The organism is Mesorhizobium sp. LEGMi-168a, from assembly GCF_058312955.1.
In genome coordinates, this window is record NZ_JBZEGV010000024.1 from 1 (window position 1) to 15,984 (window position 15,984).

The 15,984-nt window shown below is 62.6% G+C and carries 18 protein-coding genes; 15 read left to right on the plus strand and 3 right to left on the minus strand.

Annotation, left to right across the window (positions count from 1 at the left end; translation table 11 throughout):
* Together AC4FWB_RS25405 and AC4FWB_RS25410 are read left to right on the plus strand one after the other, a co-directional pair.
* Positions 1-614 (plus strand): SDR family NAD(P)-dependent oxidoreductase (locus AC4FWB_RS25405; RefSeq protein WP_491028980.1); only part of this gene is annotated, 614 nt, incomplete at its 5' end.
* Between the two features lie 932 nt (positions 615-1,546).
* On the plus strand, positions 1,547-1,876 hold the full coding sequence (locus AC4FWB_RS25410; RefSeq protein ID WP_491028981.1) for a hypothetical protein: 330 nt from the start codon (positions 1,547-1,549) through the stop codon (positions 1,874-1,876).
* A gap of 269 nt (positions 1,877-2,145) precedes the next feature.
* On the opposite strand, the gene AC4FWB_RS25415 is transcribed toward AC4FWB_RS25410, so the two are convergent.
* Both AC4FWB_RS25415 and AC4FWB_RS25420 read right to left on the minus strand, forming a co-directional pair.
* Positions 2,146-2,484 carry an exopolysaccharide production repressor protein gene (locus AC4FWB_RS25415; RefSeq protein ID WP_491028982.1) on the minus strand — a complete coding sequence of 113 codons (339 nt, stop codon included), beginning with the start codon at positions 2,482-2,484 and terminating at the stop codon, positions 2,146-2,148.
* The gene (locus AC4FWB_RS25420; protein WP_491028983.1) at positions 2,463-2,819 is read right to left on the minus strand and encodes an SAM-dependent methyltransferase; all 357 of its coding nucleotides are present in this window, start codon (positions 2,817-2,819) and stop codon (positions 2,463-2,465) included. Before AC4FWB_RS25420 ends, AC4FWB_RS25415 begins: the two co-directional genes overlap by 22 nt.
* Before the next feature lie 987 nt (positions 2,820-3,806).
* On the opposite strand from AC4FWB_RS25420, the gene AC4FWB_RS25425 reads away from it, so the two are divergent.
* From AC4FWB_RS25425 to AC4FWB_RS25460, 8 genes are all read left to right on the plus strand, one after another.
* Positions 3,807-4,769, plus strand: coding sequence for an ArdC family protein (locus AC4FWB_RS25425; protein WP_491028984.1), 963 nt, complete (start codon positions 3,807-3,809; stop codon positions 4,767-4,769).
* Positions 4,766-4,969 (plus strand): hypothetical protein, encoded by a 204-nt coding sequence (locus AC4FWB_RS25430; protein WP_491028985.1) that lies wholly within the window; start codon positions 4,766-4,768, stop codon positions 4,967-4,969. Before AC4FWB_RS25425 ends, AC4FWB_RS25430 begins: the two co-directional genes overlap by 4 nt.
* 36 nt (positions 4,970-5,005) lie before the next feature.
* Complete coding sequence (locus AC4FWB_RS25435) at positions 5,006-5,404, plus strand: DUF2958 domain-containing protein (RefSeq protein ID WP_491028986.1); 399 nt, start codon at positions 5,006-5,008, stop codon at positions 5,402-5,404.
* Between the two features lie 102 nt (positions 5,405-5,506).
* Positions 5,507-7,237, plus strand: coding sequence for a ParB/RepB/Spo0J family partition protein (locus tag AC4FWB_RS25440; RefSeq protein ID WP_491028987.1), 1,731 nt, complete (start codon positions 5,507-5,509; stop codon positions 7,235-7,237).
* Between the two features lie 538 nt (positions 7,238-7,775).
* On the plus strand, positions 7,776-8,099 hold the full coding sequence (locus AC4FWB_RS25445; protein ID WP_491028988.1) for a DUF736 domain-containing protein: 324 nt from the start codon (positions 7,776-7,778) through the stop codon (positions 8,097-8,099).
* Positions 8,100-8,247: 148 nt separating this feature from the next.
* Positions 8,248-8,493 (plus strand): helix-turn-helix transcriptional regulator, encoded by a 246-nt coding sequence (locus AC4FWB_RS25450; protein WP_491028989.1) that lies wholly within the window; start codon positions 8,248-8,250, stop codon positions 8,491-8,493.
* Positions 8,490-9,038 (plus strand): S26 family signal peptidase, encoded by a 549-nt coding sequence (locus AC4FWB_RS25455; RefSeq protein WP_491028990.1) that lies wholly within the window; start codon positions 8,490-8,492, stop codon positions 9,036-9,038. Before AC4FWB_RS25450 ends, AC4FWB_RS25455 begins: the two co-directional genes overlap by 4 nt.
* On the plus strand, positions 9,026-9,712 hold the full coding sequence (locus AC4FWB_RS25460; RefSeq protein WP_491028991.1) for a lytic transglycosylase domain-containing protein: 687 nt from the start codon (positions 9,026-9,028) through the stop codon (positions 9,710-9,712). Before AC4FWB_RS25455 ends, AC4FWB_RS25460 begins: the two co-directional genes overlap by 13 nt.
* Before the next feature lie 45 nt (positions 9,713-9,757).
* Here the strand turns inward: AC4FWB_RS25460 and AC4FWB_RS25465 are convergent, their stop codons facing one another.
* The gene (locus AC4FWB_RS25465) at positions 9,758-9,967 is read right to left on the minus strand and encodes a hypothetical protein (RefSeq protein ID WP_491028992.1); all 210 of its coding nucleotides are present in this window, start codon (positions 9,965-9,967) and stop codon (positions 9,758-9,760) included.
* A gap of 307 nt (positions 9,968-10,274) precedes the next feature.
* Between AC4FWB_RS25465 and rlxS the strand changes: the two genes are divergently transcribed.
* From rlxS to AC4FWB_RS25490, 5 genes are all read left to right on the plus strand, one after another.
* Complete coding sequence (gene rlxS, locus AC4FWB_RS25470; protein WP_491028993.1) at positions 10,275-12,245, plus strand: relaxase/mobilization nuclease RlxS; 1,971 nt, start codon at positions 10,275-10,277, stop codon at positions 12,243-12,245.
* Positions 12,246-12,511: 266 nt separating this feature from the next.
* Complete coding sequence (locus tag AC4FWB_RS25475; RefSeq protein ID WP_491028994.1) at positions 12,512-12,748, plus strand: multiubiquitin domain-containing protein; 237 nt, start codon at positions 12,512-12,514, stop codon at positions 12,746-12,748.
* Positions 12,748-13,125 carry an E2/UBC family protein gene (locus tag AC4FWB_RS25480; protein WP_491028995.1) on the plus strand — a complete coding sequence of 126 codons (378 nt, stop codon included), beginning with the start codon at positions 12,748-12,750 and terminating at the stop codon, positions 13,123-13,125. The genes AC4FWB_RS25475 and AC4FWB_RS25480 overlap by 1 nt, the downstream gene beginning before the upstream one ends.
* Positions 13,122-14,477: a HesA/MoeB/ThiF family protein gene (locus AC4FWB_RS25485; RefSeq protein ID WP_491028996.1), complete on the plus strand. Its 1,356-nt coding sequence runs from the start codon at positions 13,122-13,124 to the stop codon at positions 14,475-14,477. Before AC4FWB_RS25480 ends, AC4FWB_RS25485 begins: the two co-directional genes overlap by 4 nt.
* A complete protein-coding gene (locus AC4FWB_RS25490; RefSeq protein WP_491028997.1) occupies positions 14,467-15,969 on the plus strand; it encodes a hypothetical protein in 1,503 nt (500 codons plus the stop codon). Before AC4FWB_RS25485 ends, AC4FWB_RS25490 begins: the two co-directional genes overlap by 11 nt.
* Positions 15,970-15,984: the final 15 nt, after the last annotated feature.

The window sequence follows — 15,984 nt, forward strand, 5'->3', positions numbered from 1 at the left end:
CGAAGCAAAGTATCGGAAATGGCGCCGACGCGATCCGCAGCGATATTTCCAAAATGTCGGACATCGAAGCGCTTCGTGACCATGTCGAGAAAAAGCATGGCCGCGTCGATGTCCTCTTTGCCAATGCAGGCGGGGCGCGACCAAACATGTTTGAATACATGTCGGAGGAAGAATTCGATTTCACGATCGTCAACACGTTCAAAGGGACTTATTTTACAGTGCAGAAGCTCCTGCCGCTCATGACGTCCGGCGGCTCGATCATCCTGAACACCTCGACCCTGAGCAGACAGGGCCGTCCCTATGTCAGCGTCTATTCGGCGGGGAAAGCGGCAATCCGCTCGCTGGCACGATCGCTCGCCGTGGAACTGACCGGGAAGGGCGTTCGAGTGAATGCCATGGCACCCGGCTACATCGACACGGATCAGGCGCGTAAAGCGGGAATGAGCGAGGAGGTGATCGAGCAGACGAAGACCCAGGTGCATGCCCAAATTCCGATGCATCGCAGCGGCACCGTCGATGAGATCGCAAAGGCCGTCCTGTTCCTGGCCTCTAATGACTCGTCATACCTGACCGGCAGCGAACTGTGCGTCGATGGTGGCTGGGCCCAGGTCTGATCGCACTCTCCGGCGCTCTTCGTGGGCGCCGGTTGACGCCATTCGCCGCAATGGCGACCCCACCGGCCCGATGCTGTGGGCGCCGGTGGTCTGCCGGACTGCATGATTGTTGCGGCCTGGCTTTGTGGTGCGGGCGGAGATGCCCGATGAACCCGGCAGAACTTGAAGCCGACCGTCCGCACCTGCGCAATGAATGATCCTATGATTACACCCTTGATCTGACGCGGCGCGGCTGGGATGGGCAGTCTTCGGTGCAATCCGACGTTCCAGCATCATCTGGCGCGCGCATTGGCCAACACCAAATGCCTGAAACGGGCAAAGCGCACTGCAATCTTTAGCCGCCTCACGCTCAGGGAAAGGGAACGAGGCCCCATCATCGCGCCCGTCTCGACGGGCATCCTTTCCACGTCACGCGGACGGATGGGCTTGGGTAATGCCTGCAAAGCACGGCTGCTGGCAACGTCTCCCACTCTGACAATGTCAACTGGTTCACTCCTGGCGTTTCTGGCGCGTCATGACCGGTGATGATGGGAACTACGTTTACGCTATAGCTCTGCCTTGAACTCGCCGCCCGATGGGCGCTCTCCGCTACGCGGTTTGGGCACATCCGCGTGACGATCCTCTCGCGTGCGCCGTGCCGCCGGTGCGGAATCGCAGCCGTTGACGTGGTGGGAAGGCGCAGGACCGGCTGGTCGCCGGATACGGACACGGCCCCGACCGGGGCCGTGGGCTATCTCTCTCTGACTGCCCATTGTGGCACCGCCTCTCCGGCGTCAAGGACGAGCGGTCCCCCCAATTTTGCCGCCGGACGCTGAAGCGCCCGCCGACAAAATCGGCTCCCCCGCACGCCGCGTAGCGGTCGCTAAAGCGATCCTTGACCCCTCGATGCGCCGGTGCGGGCTCCTTCCGTCAGAGAACGAAAGGAGATTTCCATGACACATCGCAACATCGTCACCATCGACGGCGGCAGCGCAGAATACTGGCGGCAGCGCAAGCAGGGCTTCCGGCTCATCCGCGAGGCGGAGTGGGCGCTTTCGCGCCTGGAGCGGGCGCCGATGTATCTCCACGGCGGCTATGACGAGAACGGCGACGTCATCCCCATCGAAAACCTCAGGCCGTATGCCGACATGGAGGACGCGATCCGGGCGATCGAGGCGAACGAGACGGCTGTCGGCATCCTGGTCGCGCAACGCCGCACCAAGATCGGCGACTGGAAGGTCAAAGCGGTGATCCGGGAGCTTAAGGATCCGGACCGCGAATAAAGTCAAGACGAGAGGCGGCATCCGCCGCCTCTTGTCCTATATCGCCACCGCGGTGGCGGTCGATCCGCTCTCGGCCCAGCCGATGAACGCCATGCTGTCGGCCCGCTCGGCGCTATGGCGAGAAATATTGCCGGCTGCACGATCTTACAGGACGACAGCACCAAACGTCGCGGGCACGTTAGATCCTGGAGCGCTAGCTCCGGGTCCAGTCAGGTAAAGGTCGGCGCAGCTTCCATCACTCACGATCGTGCAGCCGAACTGCTCCGGTATCAGGGATGATCTCCAAATTCGAGCATTGTCTCGGTGCGCGGGCTACACTTGGCGCGCTCGTCTTTGCTATGACCGTCCAGGTCCGCGGGCTCGAAGGTACTGTGCCCACTGAGGCGGTCCCACCGAGCCAGTGGGGTGTCTGGATCGTGGTTTACCGCCCCAAGCCCTCGCTTCCAGACAAGACAAAGCACAGCCACCGAGTACACGATCTGCACAAGCAAAGTGCACAGAGCCGCCTGCACCAGGACTGCAGTGAATGAGCCGGTCAGATAGTATGTGGCAATCGCGAAAACGGCTAAAGTCCCGATCATGCCGGTCAAAAAGCGAGCCGCGTGCATTGATCAATCCCCCGCATTACCTTGACGGACTTGCCAGCCAGCTGAGCCGGGAATTTTGAAGAGTGCGAGCAAACAGTCTTCGTGGCCGAGTCTCTCTGACAACGCACGCGCACGACCTGAGACAACTTCTCTCCCAAGATGTCGATTGCCCTTTCCGCGCCAGCGGCACGGCCCCAGCGCCCGCAATTTGAATCGCGCGTCGATCCGAAAACGAGATGGCCGTCTGGCGAAGAGAAGAGGCCCGAGATTGTGTCCCACCACTTCCAGGATAGAACTCCGTCGCACCTGAGAGCACACGAAAAAGGACCCCTCTCTCCGCTATCTTTTCGAAGCACGGATACGCGACAACGCTCCTTAGTGCGCTGGCCGCAATGCCTGATATCCGTCTTCTAATGGAGGAGCACGCCATCGGGATAATGGATTGTGTGGATGTCAGCCATCGATGCCGCGGATGAATGTCTGTGTCAGCCAGGACCGCAGTTGACGAATCATGTTGAACTCGCTGCACACTTTCAAAAAGGGCCTGGCGACCTCACAACGGATGCGAAATCGCCTCAAGTGCTGACCGGCAATGGGCGCGTCGAGGGTCGATCGCAGCGATCGTCGCGGCTGCCGGGCACCGCCACCGCGGCTGCGCGGGCCGCGTGCTCGCGCTCGTGCGCACTCGCTGATGCGTCAGCTGGCGAACAGCTCCTTATAGCCGCTCGTCACCATCCAATTCGCCCGGTCGAGGTGGCTGCGAGCCGCGTTGAGGGCGCGTTCCGGTTCGCACTCTGGATCGATACGAGGATGGACTGCGCCATGTCCTCGCGGCGTCCAGCAACCGCATGTAGGTCGTGAAATGTTGCTTGTCGCAGGTCGTGAGTTGCGAACTGAACAGTGATCAGGCATTCAATCTTTGGGTCTGTTGTCTCAGCTGATGTCTGGCACTCCAGTTGCGACCTAAGTGGCGCCTGCGCGCCTGAAGGCGCGCACCGGGTGCTCGTGAACCGAGCCCGCTTTTCTTCGCTTGGCTCAGGCGGTCTCGGCCATTCGGCTTTGCCCCCTGGCGCGGCAGCCCTTGCGGGCTGTGCCGGTCGCCGCCCTTTCGGGCGGCGCTGTCTTTTTTTGCTTGGCCTTCCCGGCGGCGCGGTGTGGGCGGCTCTCCCTTCTAGGCCCGCCGCGGCGGCCCGCAACCCTTCGCGTTCCGCTCAGGGTCCTCCACTGGCGTTGCGGTCCTGCGGATGCAGGCCACCTCTGACGGCGGGCCTTTCCGGTCGTTTTCGCCGCCCACCCCGCTTCCGGGGAAGGGCGCGGCGAGATTGGCGAGCGGAGGTCAAGTCATGCGCAGAACCGGCGAACGCAGCGCTAGCGGAAAAGTGCTAGCCAAGAGGAGCGAGGCGCAAAGGGCGAGCCTCTATTCCGAGATCACAGACCGCATCATCGCCGATCTGGAGCGGGGTTGCGTGCCTTGGGTCAAGCCTTGGGGCAGCGCGAAAGCCGCCCTTGGATTACCGAAGAACGCCGCCACCAGCCGCAGCTACTCCGGGATAAACATCCTGATCCTTTGGGGCGCGGTGATCGAGCACGGCTATCCCGGCCAGAATTGGCTCACCTTCCGGCAAGCGCTTTCGCTTGGCGGCAATGTCCGCAAAGGCGAGCACGGCACGACCATCGCGCATGCCGATCGTTTCATCCCGAAGGACGAGAAGGAACGCGCCAAGGCCGAGGACACCGAGCCGCAGGCGGTGCCTTTCCTCAAGCGCTTCACCGTCTTCAACGTCGCGCAATGCGAGGGCTTGCACGACGAGCTTTACAGCCAGCCCGAGTCGCTGCCCGAACGCGAAATCATTCCCCAAGCCGAGGCGCTTATTCGCGCTTCCCGCGCCGATATCCGCATCGGCGGCGACCGCGCCTTCTACATGCCGAGCGCCGATTACGTGCAGCTGCCGCCGCAACCGGCATTCTTCGAACAGGTCAATTATTACCGCACCGCTTTGCACGAGTTGGGCCACTGGACGGGGCACCCGAGCCGCCTCGCGCGTGACCTTTCCGGCTCGTTCGGCACCAAACCTTACGCGCGTGAGGAACTCACCGCCGAGATCACGGCGGCCTTTGTCTGCTCGTCGCTCGGCATCGAGCCGACCGTGCGCCACGCCGATTACATCGCCTCGTGGCTCGCCGTGCTGCGCGAAGACAACCGCGCCATTTTCCGCGCCGCCAGCCTCGCCTCGAAAGCCGCCGATTTCCTGCTGGCTTTTCAGGCCGATGCCGAAAGCGAGCTAAAGCAAGGCATCGCGGCATGACCGCGCGCGGTCCTGTAGCCGCTGAAACCGAGCCGACCCCGGAAGGCGAGCAGATGCTTGTTCCCGGCGTTCGCCCGGTCACCACGCGCGACCGGCTTCAGCTTGCCATGGCCGCGCCGATGCGCCCGCGCGCGGCTCAAAAGCCGCTCGATATCGGCCTCTTCGGTGAGGCCAAACGCAACCAGCTCGACCTGTTCTGACCCAGATCGACCAGTTTCTCACAAGGAAGTTTTGCCATGATCCTGATCACCGACGAATTGCGCGCTCGCCTGCTCGCCAACGGCGCGGCGCAAGTCGAAACCGACCATGTTCCGGTCGTCAAACTATTCAACCCGACAGGCGCGGCGACGTGGCTGCTGACCGAGCTCGACGCCGATGGCGACACGTTGTTCGGCCTTTGCGATCTCGGCTTCGGTTTCCCAGAACTCGGCAGCGTCAGCCTTGCCGAACTTAAAAGCGTCAAGGGACCGCTTGGGCTCGGCATCGAGCGCGATCTCTATTTTCACGCACGCTTTCCGCTGTCTGTCTATGCCGAAGCCGCGCGGATTGCCGGTCACATCACCGAGGCCGAGCAGCTTTTGCGGCAAGCCGCCGCCGCGCTTTCGATTTCCCTTCCCGAGCTTCCGTCCGACTAGGGCGGAATGACAGCGCCGAGAGGCGCGAAAAGGAGCTCGCGCCGCTCGGCCTTCGGCCTCGCGGCGGGGGCAAAATCCCCCCGAAAAAACAGGAGAAAGACCATGCAGCTTGCCCATGTTTTGCTCGATCAATTGAGCGTCTCGGCGCTCAACATGCGCCATGCCAAACGCGCGCCCGACATTTCCGACATCCTGCCGTCGGTTCGGGCGCGTGGCGTGCTTGTGCCGCTTCTGGTGCGGCCGAACGGCACGCCCGACACCTTCGAAATCGTCGCCGGACGGCGACGCTATTTCGCGGCCAAAGCGATAGCCGACGAGCGCGGAGAGGCCGAGCCGCTTCCCTGCGCCATCATGGATGACGGCGACGATGCCGATGCGCTTGAAGCCTCGCTCATCGAAAACATCGCGCGTGACGATCCCGACGAGGTCGCGCAATGGGAAACGTTCACCCGCCTGATCAAGGAGGGGCGCGCCGTTGCCGACATTGCCGCCACCTTCGGCCTCACCGAGCCTCAGGTGAAGCGGGTACTGGCGCTTGGCGATCTGTTGCCCAAAATCCGCGAGGCCTATCGCCGCGAGGAGATCGACACCGAGACGGTGCGCCATCTCACCATGGCCTCCAAGGCGCAGCAGAAGGACTGGCTGGCGCTCTTTTCCGATCCCGAGCAACACGCACCGCGCGGCTGGCAGTTGAAGCAATGGCTGTTCGGCGGCCAGTCGATCTCGACCAAGGTCGCGCTGTTTCCAATCGAGGAGTATGGCGGCCTGATCGTCTCCGACCTGTTCGGCGAGGAGAGCTATTTCGCCGATGCGGACCTCTTCTGGCAAAAGCAGAACGAGGCCATTGCCGCCAAGCGCGACGCGTATATTGAGTCCGGTTGGACCGAGGTGACAGTGCTCGAACCCGGCCAGTATTTCCACTCATGGGATTACGAAAAGACGCCGAAGAAGAAGGGTGGCAAGATCGTGGTCACCGTCTCGCAACGCGGCGAGGTCGAGTGCCACGAAGGCTATCTGTCGCGCAAGGAAGCCCGCCGCGCCCGCTCGAACGGCGAGACCGGCGAGGACGCCGAAGCGCCGACAAAACCGTCGCGCCCGGAGCTTTCCGGCCCGCTGCAGAACTATGTCGATCTGCACCGTCACGCCGCGGTGCGCATCGCCTTGCTTGATCACCCGGGTGCAGCACTCCGCTTGATGGTGGCGCATGCGATTGCCGGTTCGCCGCTCTGGACGGTGCGCGTCGAGGACCAGCGCGCGGCCAACGCGGCGATTGCCGAAAGCGTTGCGGCAAGCAGCGCCGAGGCCGCTTTCGCCACAAAGCGCTGCGAGGTTTTGGCGCTGCTCGGCTCGGTGGACGAGGATGGCCCAGTCGCGGGCGGCCACGGCGACGACTTCGCTCTCGCCAGCGTCTTCGCCCGCCTGCTGGTGCTGTCCGATGACGATGTCGCGCGTGTTCTGGCGCTCGTCATGGCGGAGACTCTTTGCGCGGGCAGCGCCATCATCGAGGCGCTCGGCAATCATCTTGGCCTCGACATGCGCGGCTACTGGCAGCCGGACGATGCCTTCTTCGACTTGCTGCGTGACAGGGAAATCGCCAATCGATTGCTCGCCGATGTCGGCGGTGGCCATGTCGCAGAGGGCAATTCATCGGAGAAGGTGAAGACGCAGAAAAAGATCATCCGCGACTTCCTTTCCGGCGAAAACGGCAGGCAAAAAGTCGACGGCTGGTTGCCGCGCTGGATGGCGTTCCCGGTGTCCAGCTACACGGATCGGGGCGGCTTCCGCACCGCCGATCAGTGGGCGAAGGTCCAGCCGCTGTTCGTGTCCGAGTGATCCTTTCCACGGCGGGCGGCGGCGATTGGAACGCTGCCGCTCACCGCCTGCCGGGGCTGCATCGACAGCTCGGCATTCCAAGCGCGATAGCCTTCGCGCCGCCCCGGTTTTCAGCTGCGCGCACCACACTGACCTTTGAACGCACCCGGCCAGGGTCGCAATTCGGCTCCTGCTGACTGGGCACGATTGCGGTGGCACGGCACCGGAACGTCTCCATTCCCGTCCTCGCCTTGACCTCTGCTTGGCTGCAGCGACCGCGTCTTCAGCCTGTCTCCTTTTTTGCTCTCGCCAAGGACCATTCCCCTGCCGCTGGCTTGATGACCTATGGGCGGATCCGGCCCGCCCGAAACCCTCGGCCGTCAGCTTTTTTCCCCGCCGCCTGCGGCGGCTCCTCGCGCCGCTTCGCTTCAAAAAAGCTGCCCGCTCGGGTCCTCCGCTGCCGCTTCGGCCCTTCGGGTTCGGGCGGGCCGGACGCGCCCATCACGGTCCGCCATCGCAGGGGAATGGTCCCCGGCGAGGAGAAAAAGGAGACTTCGAAATGACCGCGATCGGATACGTCACCAAGCAGGATAACGGCGGCTACAAGGGCCAGTTGAAGACGCTCAGCGTCCGCGCCGACATCGCCATCGTGCCCAATCAGTCGAAGAGCGCCGACACCCATCCCGACTTCAGGGTGCTGACGCAAGGCGTCGAGGTGGGCGCCGGCTGGATCAGGACCGGCGAGGCTTCCGGCAAGGATTATGTCAGCCTGTCGATCGCCGCCCCCGAGTTCGGCCCGCGCAAACTCTACGCCAATCTCGGCCGCGCCGCCGGCCAGGATGACGACGACACCTTCGCCATCATCTGGAACCCGGCCGACTGATCGGCCGAACCGAAACCCCCGCGCCGCACCCGGCGCGGGGCCTCTTCAAGGGGCGGCGAAAACTCCCAAGCGACTCTTCGCCCGTCCCGCAGACGCTCCCGCTCGCCGATCCTCGCATCTCCCTTCCTGAACCGATGCGAGGACCACCATGGACGACGAAAACGAACGCGCCGCCCGCGCCAAGAAGGGCAGCCCGTTCCTAAACACCGCGCAGGCCGCCTTCTATGTCGGACTGTCGCAGCGCACGCTCGAAAAGATGCGGCTCAAGGGTGGCGGCCCGCAATTCAGAAAGCACGGCCGCTTCGTCCGCTACCACATCGACGAGCTCGACGCCTGGTCGAAAGGCCGGCCGCACGCCTCCGAGTCCGAGAAAAATAGCGGAGGCCGGTCATGATCGCGCGGCCTTCGCTTCATCTGATCGGCAGCCGCTTGCGGCGCATCCGCGCCGGCAAGACGCTCGCCGCCACGGCCGCCGGCCTTGCCCTGATCGGCTTCACAGCATTCGCTAGCCCGACGCCCTTGCTGGTGTGGAATGCCTCGGCCAGCGCGCCAATCGGGCTCTATGGCCTCGGCCTCGGTGCGGTTCGCAGCGGCGATTTCGTGCTTGTCCGCTTGCCGAAAATGGTCGCCGCACTTGCCGACCAACGCGGCTATCTGCCTCGCAACGTGCCGCTGCTGAAGCGCATCGCAGCACTGCCTGGCCAGCATGTCTGCGCCTTCAACGACGTCATCATCATCGGCGGCGAGATCGTCGCGCGCCGCGTTCCAACCGACGCGCAAGGCCGAACCTTGCCGTGGTGGAACGAATGCCGCGCGCTTGGGCCTGACGAGGTGTTCCTGATCAATGGCGAGGCTCCCGGCTCCTTCGACAGCCGGTATTTCGGGCCGGTGCCGGCCGCAAACATCGTCGGGAGGCTCGTGCCGCTATGGACCGAGTAACCCTCCTGATCTTGGGCATGGTGTCGTTCGCACCATGCGCCTGTTCCGCCGCGACCGGCGCACAGCCGGCCGTTATCTCCCAAGGTCCGCAACTGGCAAGATGGCAGCAGCACGTGGCCGAGGCAAGCCGGCGCTTCAGCATTCCCGAGGCCTGGATTTACGCCGTGATGGACGCCGAAAGCGATGGCCGGACCATGCTGAAGGGGCGTCCCACTACCTCCCGCGCGGGCGCCATTGGCCTCATGCAGGTCATGCCTGGCACCTACGCGGAGCTGCGTGGTGAGCTCGGTCTGGGTGCTGATCCGCACGACCCGCGCGACAATATCCTGGCCGGCACCGCCTATCTTCGCGCCATGTATGACCGCTTCGGCTTTCCGGGCCTGTTCGCCGCCTACAACGCCGGACCGGAGCGCTACGAAGCGCATTTGCAGCGAAAAAAGCCGCTGCCCAAAGAGACGGTTTTGTATCTCAAGCAGCTTAAGGCTGCCGGGGTTTCGGCGGCCGATATGGATGCGTTCCGGGGCAAAATCCATCGCCAGAACGCGCCGAAAATCCGCTCCGGGCGTGAGTTGTTTTTCCCGCGGGATGGCATTTTGACCGGCGGTTCGACCGGCGGAATTCTGGTGCCGCTTGGGTCAGGACAATCGCGATCGTCGCAGGCGGATGGCCGGTGAGGGCAGGGGCGCGAGAGGCAGGAGCCCCGACGTCCTCGCTGTGGCTCAGACTTCAGAAGCGTCCGCCTTGGCGATCACAGCTTCGGCACGCGCTATCGCGGCACGCAGTTCATCGCTCTGCCATGTTTCAACCGAAAGGCCATCATCGAATGATCGATCGCTGCCTTCCTTGGCGCGCGAAACGAGCTCACGAAGCGCGGCAATGGCCTCGGAAAGAAGGCTGGCATCTGCTTCGCTTCGGGAAGATCTCATCATCTCTTATGTCCTTGTCAGCTCGTGATCATGGACCGGGAGGCATCATCGCTGCAACCGCCATCGTTGCCCCGCCAACCTTTGCTGAGGTGCTGGCAGCGCCGGCTCCGCCCGCTCTCGGCGGAAGTTCCTCCAGGCGGCGCTCGCGGGATGAGAGGAGGGGACGACCGGAAGGCAAGATAAAGACACCGCCTCCGAGAGGCGGGCAAGTCTTTGTCTGCACATCGTTTTTCCAGGAGGCTGTCTCCTGTTCCAGCGGAGTTGATCAGCGCAAGTCGCTGATTTAGCTCAAGATTAGCCGGAGGCTATCGTGCAAGATGACGAATTCAGGCCGAGGCTCGGTAAAATCGGCTCGCGCGGCTCCAAGGCAGGCAAGCGCTTCGCCGGCCAGCTCCGCGCCGCAATCAACCGCGCCGGCGGCAGACAGCTGCGCGGCGGCCGCTTCACTGGGAGCCGCATAGGGCGCGGCGGGGCCGCTGCCGCGGTGCTGAGAGCGCGCGATCGTCATGCCGCGTTCCGTCAGCGGCGGGTGATGGTCAAGGCACGGGTTGTGAAGCTGGCCGGCAAGGGCGTTGACGGGGCGCGTGCGCACCTCCGTTATTTGGAGCGCGACGGCGTCACCCGCGAAGGCGAGCCCGGCGCGCTTTATGGCGCCGACAGCGACCGCGTCGACGGCAAGGGCTTCCTCCATCGTGCGGATGGCGACCGGCATCAATTCCGCTTTATCATCGCGCCTGAAGATGGCATCGAGTATGACGACCTCAAGCCGCTGACGCGCCGCCTCATGGCACAGATGGAAGAGGATCTCGGCACGAAACTCGACTGGGTTGCCGTCGACCATTTCAACACTGGTCATCCGCACACGCATATCATCGTCCGCGGCAGGGACGATCGCGGCGAGAATCTCGTCATCGCGCGAGACTACATCTCTTCTGGCCTGCGCGAGCGCGCGGCCGAGCTGGTCAGTCTCGATCTTGGCCCGCGTACCGATCGCGAGATCGAGCAACGCTTGCGCCAGGAAATGGAGCAGGAGCGCTTCACGAGCATCGACCGGCAGCTGCTGCGCATGCGCGACGACGACGGACATGTCGCGCCGGACGGCCGCGACACCTTTCGCCAGACGCTGCACCAGGGGCGCCTTAGGAAGCTCGAGCGCATGGGGCTGGCCGAGGAGGTGGGCTCAGGGACTTGGCGGCTGGATGACGAACTCGAAGCGACCCTACGCCGCGTCGGCGAGCGCGGAGATATCATCAAGACCATGCATCGCGAGCTCACCGGCAAAGGGCTCGCCCGCAGTGCCGCCGACTATGTTGTGGATGATCGATCCGCAGAGAATGTCCAAACTGTCGTCGGCCGCGTTGTCGCTCGCGGCCTTGCTGACGAAATCAACGACCGGCATTACCTCATCGCCGACGGCGTGGATGGGAAAAGCCACTACGTCGATATCGGCAGGGGCGAAGCGATCGAGCCGACACCCGAAGGCTGCATCGTGCGGATCACGCCGAGGAATACCGAGCCGAGGCAGGTCGACCGCACAATCGCCGAGATCGCCGCCGCTAACGAAGGCCGCTACAGCATCGACATCCATCTGAAGCACGACCGTTCCGCCACCCAACCGTTTGTCGAAACCCATATCCGGCGGCTCGAGGCGATCCGCCGCACGACCAGCGGCGTAGAGCGTGAGCCGGACGGCACCTGGATCATCAAGCCGGACCATCTCGAGCGTGTCGCCGACCATGAGCGTCAGCGCGCCAGAGCCGAGCCAGTTGTGGTCGACAAGCTCTCATCAATGCCGCTGGAGCGGCAGGTCGGTTTTGACGGCGCCACCTGGATCGACCGGGAGCTGGTCTCCGACACGCCGGAGATCTTGCGCGACTCCGGCTTCGGCCGCGAGGTGCGGGAGGCGCAGATCAGCCGGCGCCAATGGCTGATCGCGCAAGGCCTCGCGCATGAAGAGCAGGACCGGATCGTCTATCGCGCCAACATGATTTCGATCCTCCGCCAGCGCGAGCTGAACCGCGTCGCCGGCCAGCTGTCGGATGAGCTCGGACTATCGTATTCCGAAGCCAAGCCTGGAAGTCGGGTAGAAGGGACGCTGCGTCGATCGGTCGAGCTCGCCAGCGGCAAATACGCGGTCGTCGAGAAGTCGCGCGAGTTCACCCTCGTGCCATGGCGGCCGGTGCTCGAGCGGCATGTCGGCAAGAACGTCTCAGGGATCGTGCAAGGAGAGGGGATTTCCTGGACGATCGGGCGGCAGAGGAGCGGGCCGAGCGTTTCTTAAGGCGGCGGCTCCGGCTAGGTCGTTCGCATAGGATCCTCCATACAAGCGCCATCAACAGCTTTGACAGCAACTCGCAGGTGGTTGGGGGTGAAAAAATCTGCGTCTGACCCTACATAGGATGTTGTATCGATGGGGGGTGCTTGTCGGACAGGCGGGGGAACTTGATTTCCTGCTTCTGCGGCTACTCCTTTCACGATAAATACGAGGCGACGCTCTGATTCTCTTTGAAGAGCCGAGGCTTTTTGTAGACATTTGCAGAGGGAATAATGGCCAAAGAAGATCATCCGAAATTTTCCATCAATATCGATGGTGCCCACTTCGAAGCGACGAGCGAAAGCATGACCGGCGCAGAGCTGAAGCAGCTTGCCGGCAAGGACCAGCAGTATCAGTTGTTCCTGGAAGGCCACGGCCACGATCCCGATCGGCAGATTGGTGACAACGAAGCTGTTACCCTGAAGAACGGCATGCACTTCTACACTGTCCCACCGGCAACGTTTGGCTAATGTCCATCCTCGAACGGCACTTCCAGGACTTCAGTAAAAAGCACCCCAACTCCACCCTAGAACCCCAGCCCGGGGGAGCGGCGGTCGTTAGCCTGCCGACGGTGCAACTGCCAAAGGGCTGGAATCGCTCCGAGGTAGGGGTGAAATTCGTGGTGCCGGCCGGCTATCCGCAGGCCGCACCCGACTGCTTCTGGGTGGAGCCGGCGCTTGCCCTTGAACACGGTGGAGTTCCGCAGAACACCGGCCAACAGGCTACTCCGGGAATTCCCGCAGGGTGGCTGTGGTTTTCTTGGCATCCCTCTACCTGGCAACCCAACAGCGATAATCTGCTCACCTATTTGAATGTGATCCGGCGGCGGCTGGGCGAGGCGCGATGAACCGTCTGATCTTCCGAGAGGGTGAATGGGCCGCTCTCCGCGATGACCTCCTCGCACATGCTCCGCTTGAGACGGCCGCTGCGCTTATAGTTGCGGGTGGCCGTTTCGATGGCGGTACGCGGTTGATTGTTAGAGAGATCATCCGCCCGGTTGCGGAGGACTACATCGCCCGCAGCCCGGTAGAGGCCTCACTGACGCCTGTCTTCCTGGCGCGCGTGCTCAAAAGTGCGCGTCTGAAGCGAGCAGGCGTCATCCTCGCCCATTCGCATCCTGAGCAACGCAGACTCGCGTTCTCATCTGTCGATGACGCGGCGCAGCAGTTGCTGGCTCCGGTGCAGCATTTTCGGTGCCCGCAGGGGCCGCATGGATTCTTGATCGCCGGGCCGACCGGATTTCGTGGCCGCCTCTTCGATATCAATGGCGAGACCACATTCACCATCGATCGGATACAGGAAATCGGGCGCAGTGTTCGATCTTACTCGGCGGACACCGACGCGGGGGACCAGGCGCCATTTCCGGAAGTCTACGACCGCAATGTGAGAGCATTCGGCGCTGAGGGGCAGCGGATCCTCAACGATTTTGCCGTCGCCGTGGTCGGCGTAGGCGGTACCGGTTCCGTCGTTGTTGAGGAACTGGCTCGGCTGGGAGTTGGCCGGCTGCACTTGGTTGATCCTGAACAGGTCGAGCGAACGAATCTCAACCGCTTGGTGGGAGCAGAGCAGAAGGACGTTGACAGATTAAAGGTAGCAGTCGCCGCCGAAGCGTCGCAGCGCGCCAAACGCGACATCGAGGTTATGACCCTGCCGGTATCCGTTATTGACGAGCCCGCAGCCAGGACCTTGCTCGACTGCGATTTTGTCATGTGTTGCACGGATTCGCACGGCAGCCGCGCAGTCCTCAACCAGCTCGCCTATCAATACCGTTTGCCAATGATCGACGTTGGAGTGCGCATCGACGCCCGCGACGGTGTCGTCGCTGCGATGTCGACTAGGGTTCAGATGCTTGCGGAGTCACTCGCCTGTCTTAACTGTTATCCGCTTCTCGATCCCGCTGCGGTGAGACGTGATCTTCTCGCCGATTCACGCAGCGACCCCTATTTCGTCGGCCATTTCGAGCCGCAGCCCGCGGTCATCTCCCTTAACGCGACGACCTCCTCCATGGCCGTCACAATGTTCCTTTCGGCGGTGACCGGATTCCCTGGGGAGGCGCGGCATCTTGTTGGTCGGCCAATCGAAGGATCGGTACGGGCGATCAGTTCAACGTCAGATCCGACCTGCATAGTATGTGCCCAAGACAACGCCCTGGCCAAAGGAGACAGTTGGCCAATGATCTGGCGCCAGTATGAAAGCTGAAGAGCGCACGACGATCCTGGTTGACGGCGGTTCGGTGAACCCGCGACCATTTTCCGCCCGTCAACTTTCTGTGAAGCCCCTCGTTTCCCTCTCTGACCTTGATGACGGCGGCGCCCGGGCGCTGATCGTACTCGCTGGTGCCCTGCCGTCGGATGAGGGCCGGTTGGATTTAGTCAGACGCCTTCGCCGACTTGCCTCTCCGGCGGCACAGCGCGGCGTCCTCATTATAGTCGTTCCGACACAAGGCGAGGAAGCGATTGCACAAGCTGTGGCGCGTTCAGGGGCAGGAGTGTTGGCGCAGTGGAAGGAGCAGGCTGGAGTCGTGCTACGGCAGCTCGTCGTGCTTCCTGACACGGATTGGGACAATATCGCCGAGACTTGCGCGCGCAGCCACTGCGGCCCCTCCCTGAATGGCAGCCTGACGATCCGCGACAAAAAGGGCAATGGTCTGCCTACGCCGCTGCATCCTGAAATCGAGCTTCTGTTTCGTCGCGCGTTTCATGACTACTCGGGTATCCGAATTTCCCAAGAGACTGGTGGCAAGTCCTCGGCATCTGTCTGGAAGATTGAGACTGAAGGCTTGGAGCAGCACACACCCTTCATCGTCAAATCAGGCCCGGCGGCCGTGATGGAAGAGCACATCAATACCTATAGGGATGTGGTCGCTGACCGGGTGCCATATCGCGGATGCGCCCCTTTGTGCCTGGATCGTTGCGTTGTAGGTGCTGAGCATCAGCTTGCGGTCTCGCGCTTCGTCGAGAATGCTGTCCGCCTCGACAAGGTTGTGACCCACCGGGATGTAAGGCAAGTCGTCCAGGCGATCTATCAAACTGTGTTAGGGCGTTGGCGGCAGAATCCCGAAAGGAAAAAGCTCCTGCTTCTGCAAGAGTTTCTGCCCTCCGCACGTCACGCCGCGTATCTGAAGGGCCTCGAGCGCACCTATGAGCGGTTGACCAAAAGTGGATACGCTGGCCCGTCGCCACAGAGCTTTTTTGTCCGTCTGACTGGATTGGAGATAGGCGATCATCCCGTTTGTCGTGCTCACGATGACCTTAATTTGCGCAACGTGTTTGTCTGTGGCGGGGAGGCGGAAGCGGTTCTAATCGACTTCACCAGGGCAGCTCGCCGCCCACTGTCCCACGACATCGCCCGATTGGAAATTGGACTGGCCTTCGACCCCGATCTTCAGGCCGCGCAGCCCTTACCCGAAAATGTGCTCAAAGATTTTTATACCGGTGATCTCTTCGCGATGTCGCTTGGGCATCTGCTGGAAGGCAAAAAGGCCGAGCATCGCCTCAACGCCATCGTGGCATTGCGTACGATCATCCTGGATGAAGGCAACTCCCATTCATTCGATCCCAGGCGCGAGTACACGGTCGCGATCTGCGTGGGACTGCTTTACTATGCCAAGGGCAATGGGTCGGAAGCGGACACGGCATATAGGTGCGCGGCTGACCTTCTGGATCGCGTGACGAATCCTTCGCTTTGGTAAGGCCGGGAGTTCAGT

Coding starts and splice junctions, on each gene's coding strand:
- AC4FWB_RS25425 (WP_491028984.1), top strand. CDS start 3,807: ATGCGCAGAACCGGCGAACGCAGCGCTAGCGGAAAAGTGCTAGCCAAG.
- AC4FWB_RS25440 (WP_491028987.1), top strand. CDS start 5,507: ATGCAGCTTGCCCATGTTTTGCTCGATCAATTGAGCGTCTCGGCGCTC.
- AC4FWB_RS25490 (WP_491028997.1), top strand. CDS start 14,467: ATGAAAGCTGAAGAGCGCACGACGATCCTGGTTGACGGCGGTTCGGTG.
- AC4FWB_RS25475 (WP_491028994.1), top strand. CDS start 12,512: ATGGCCAAAGAAGATCATCCGAAATTTTCCATCAATATCGATGGTGCC.
- AC4FWB_RS25460 (WP_491028991.1), top strand. CDS start 9,026: ATGGACCGAGTAACCCTCCTGATCTTGGGCATGGTGTCGTTCGCACCA.
- AC4FWB_RS25410 (WP_491028981.1), top strand. CDS start 1,547: ATGACACATCGCAACATCGTCACCATCGACGGCGGCAGCGCAGAATAC.
- AC4FWB_RS25455 (WP_491028990.1), top strand. CDS start 8,490: ATGATCGCGCGGCCTTCGCTTCATCTGATCGGCAGCCGCTTGCGGCGC.
- AC4FWB_RS25430 (WP_491028985.1), top strand. CDS start 4,766: ATGACCGCGCGCGGTCCTGTAGCCGCTGAAACCGAGCCGACCCCGGAA.
- AC4FWB_RS25450 (WP_491028989.1), top strand. CDS start 8,248: ATGGACGACGAAAACGAACGCGCCGCCCGCGCCAAGAAGGGCAGCCCG.
- AC4FWB_RS25435 (WP_491028986.1), top strand. CDS start 5,006: ATGATCCTGATCACCGACGAATTGCGCGCTCGCCTGCTCGCCAACGGC.
- AC4FWB_RS25480 (WP_491028995.1), top strand. CDS start 12,748: ATGTCCATCCTCGAACGGCACTTCCAGGACTTCAGTAAAAAGCACCCC.
- AC4FWB_RS25485 (WP_491028996.1), top strand. CDS start 13,122: ATGAACCGTCTGATCTTCCGAGAGGGTGAATGGGCCGCTCTCCGCGAT.
- AC4FWB_RS25445 (WP_491028988.1), top strand. CDS start 7,776: ATGACCGCGATCGGATACGTCACCAAGCAGGATAACGGCGGCTACAAG.
- AC4FWB_RS25415 (WP_491028982.1), bottom strand. CDS start 2,484: ATGCACGCGGCTCGCTTTTTGACCGGCATGATCGGGACTTTAGCCGTT.
- AC4FWB_RS25465 (WP_491028992.1), bottom strand. CDS start 9,967: ATGATGAGATCTTCCCGAAGCGAAGCAGATGCCAGCCTTCTTTCCGAG.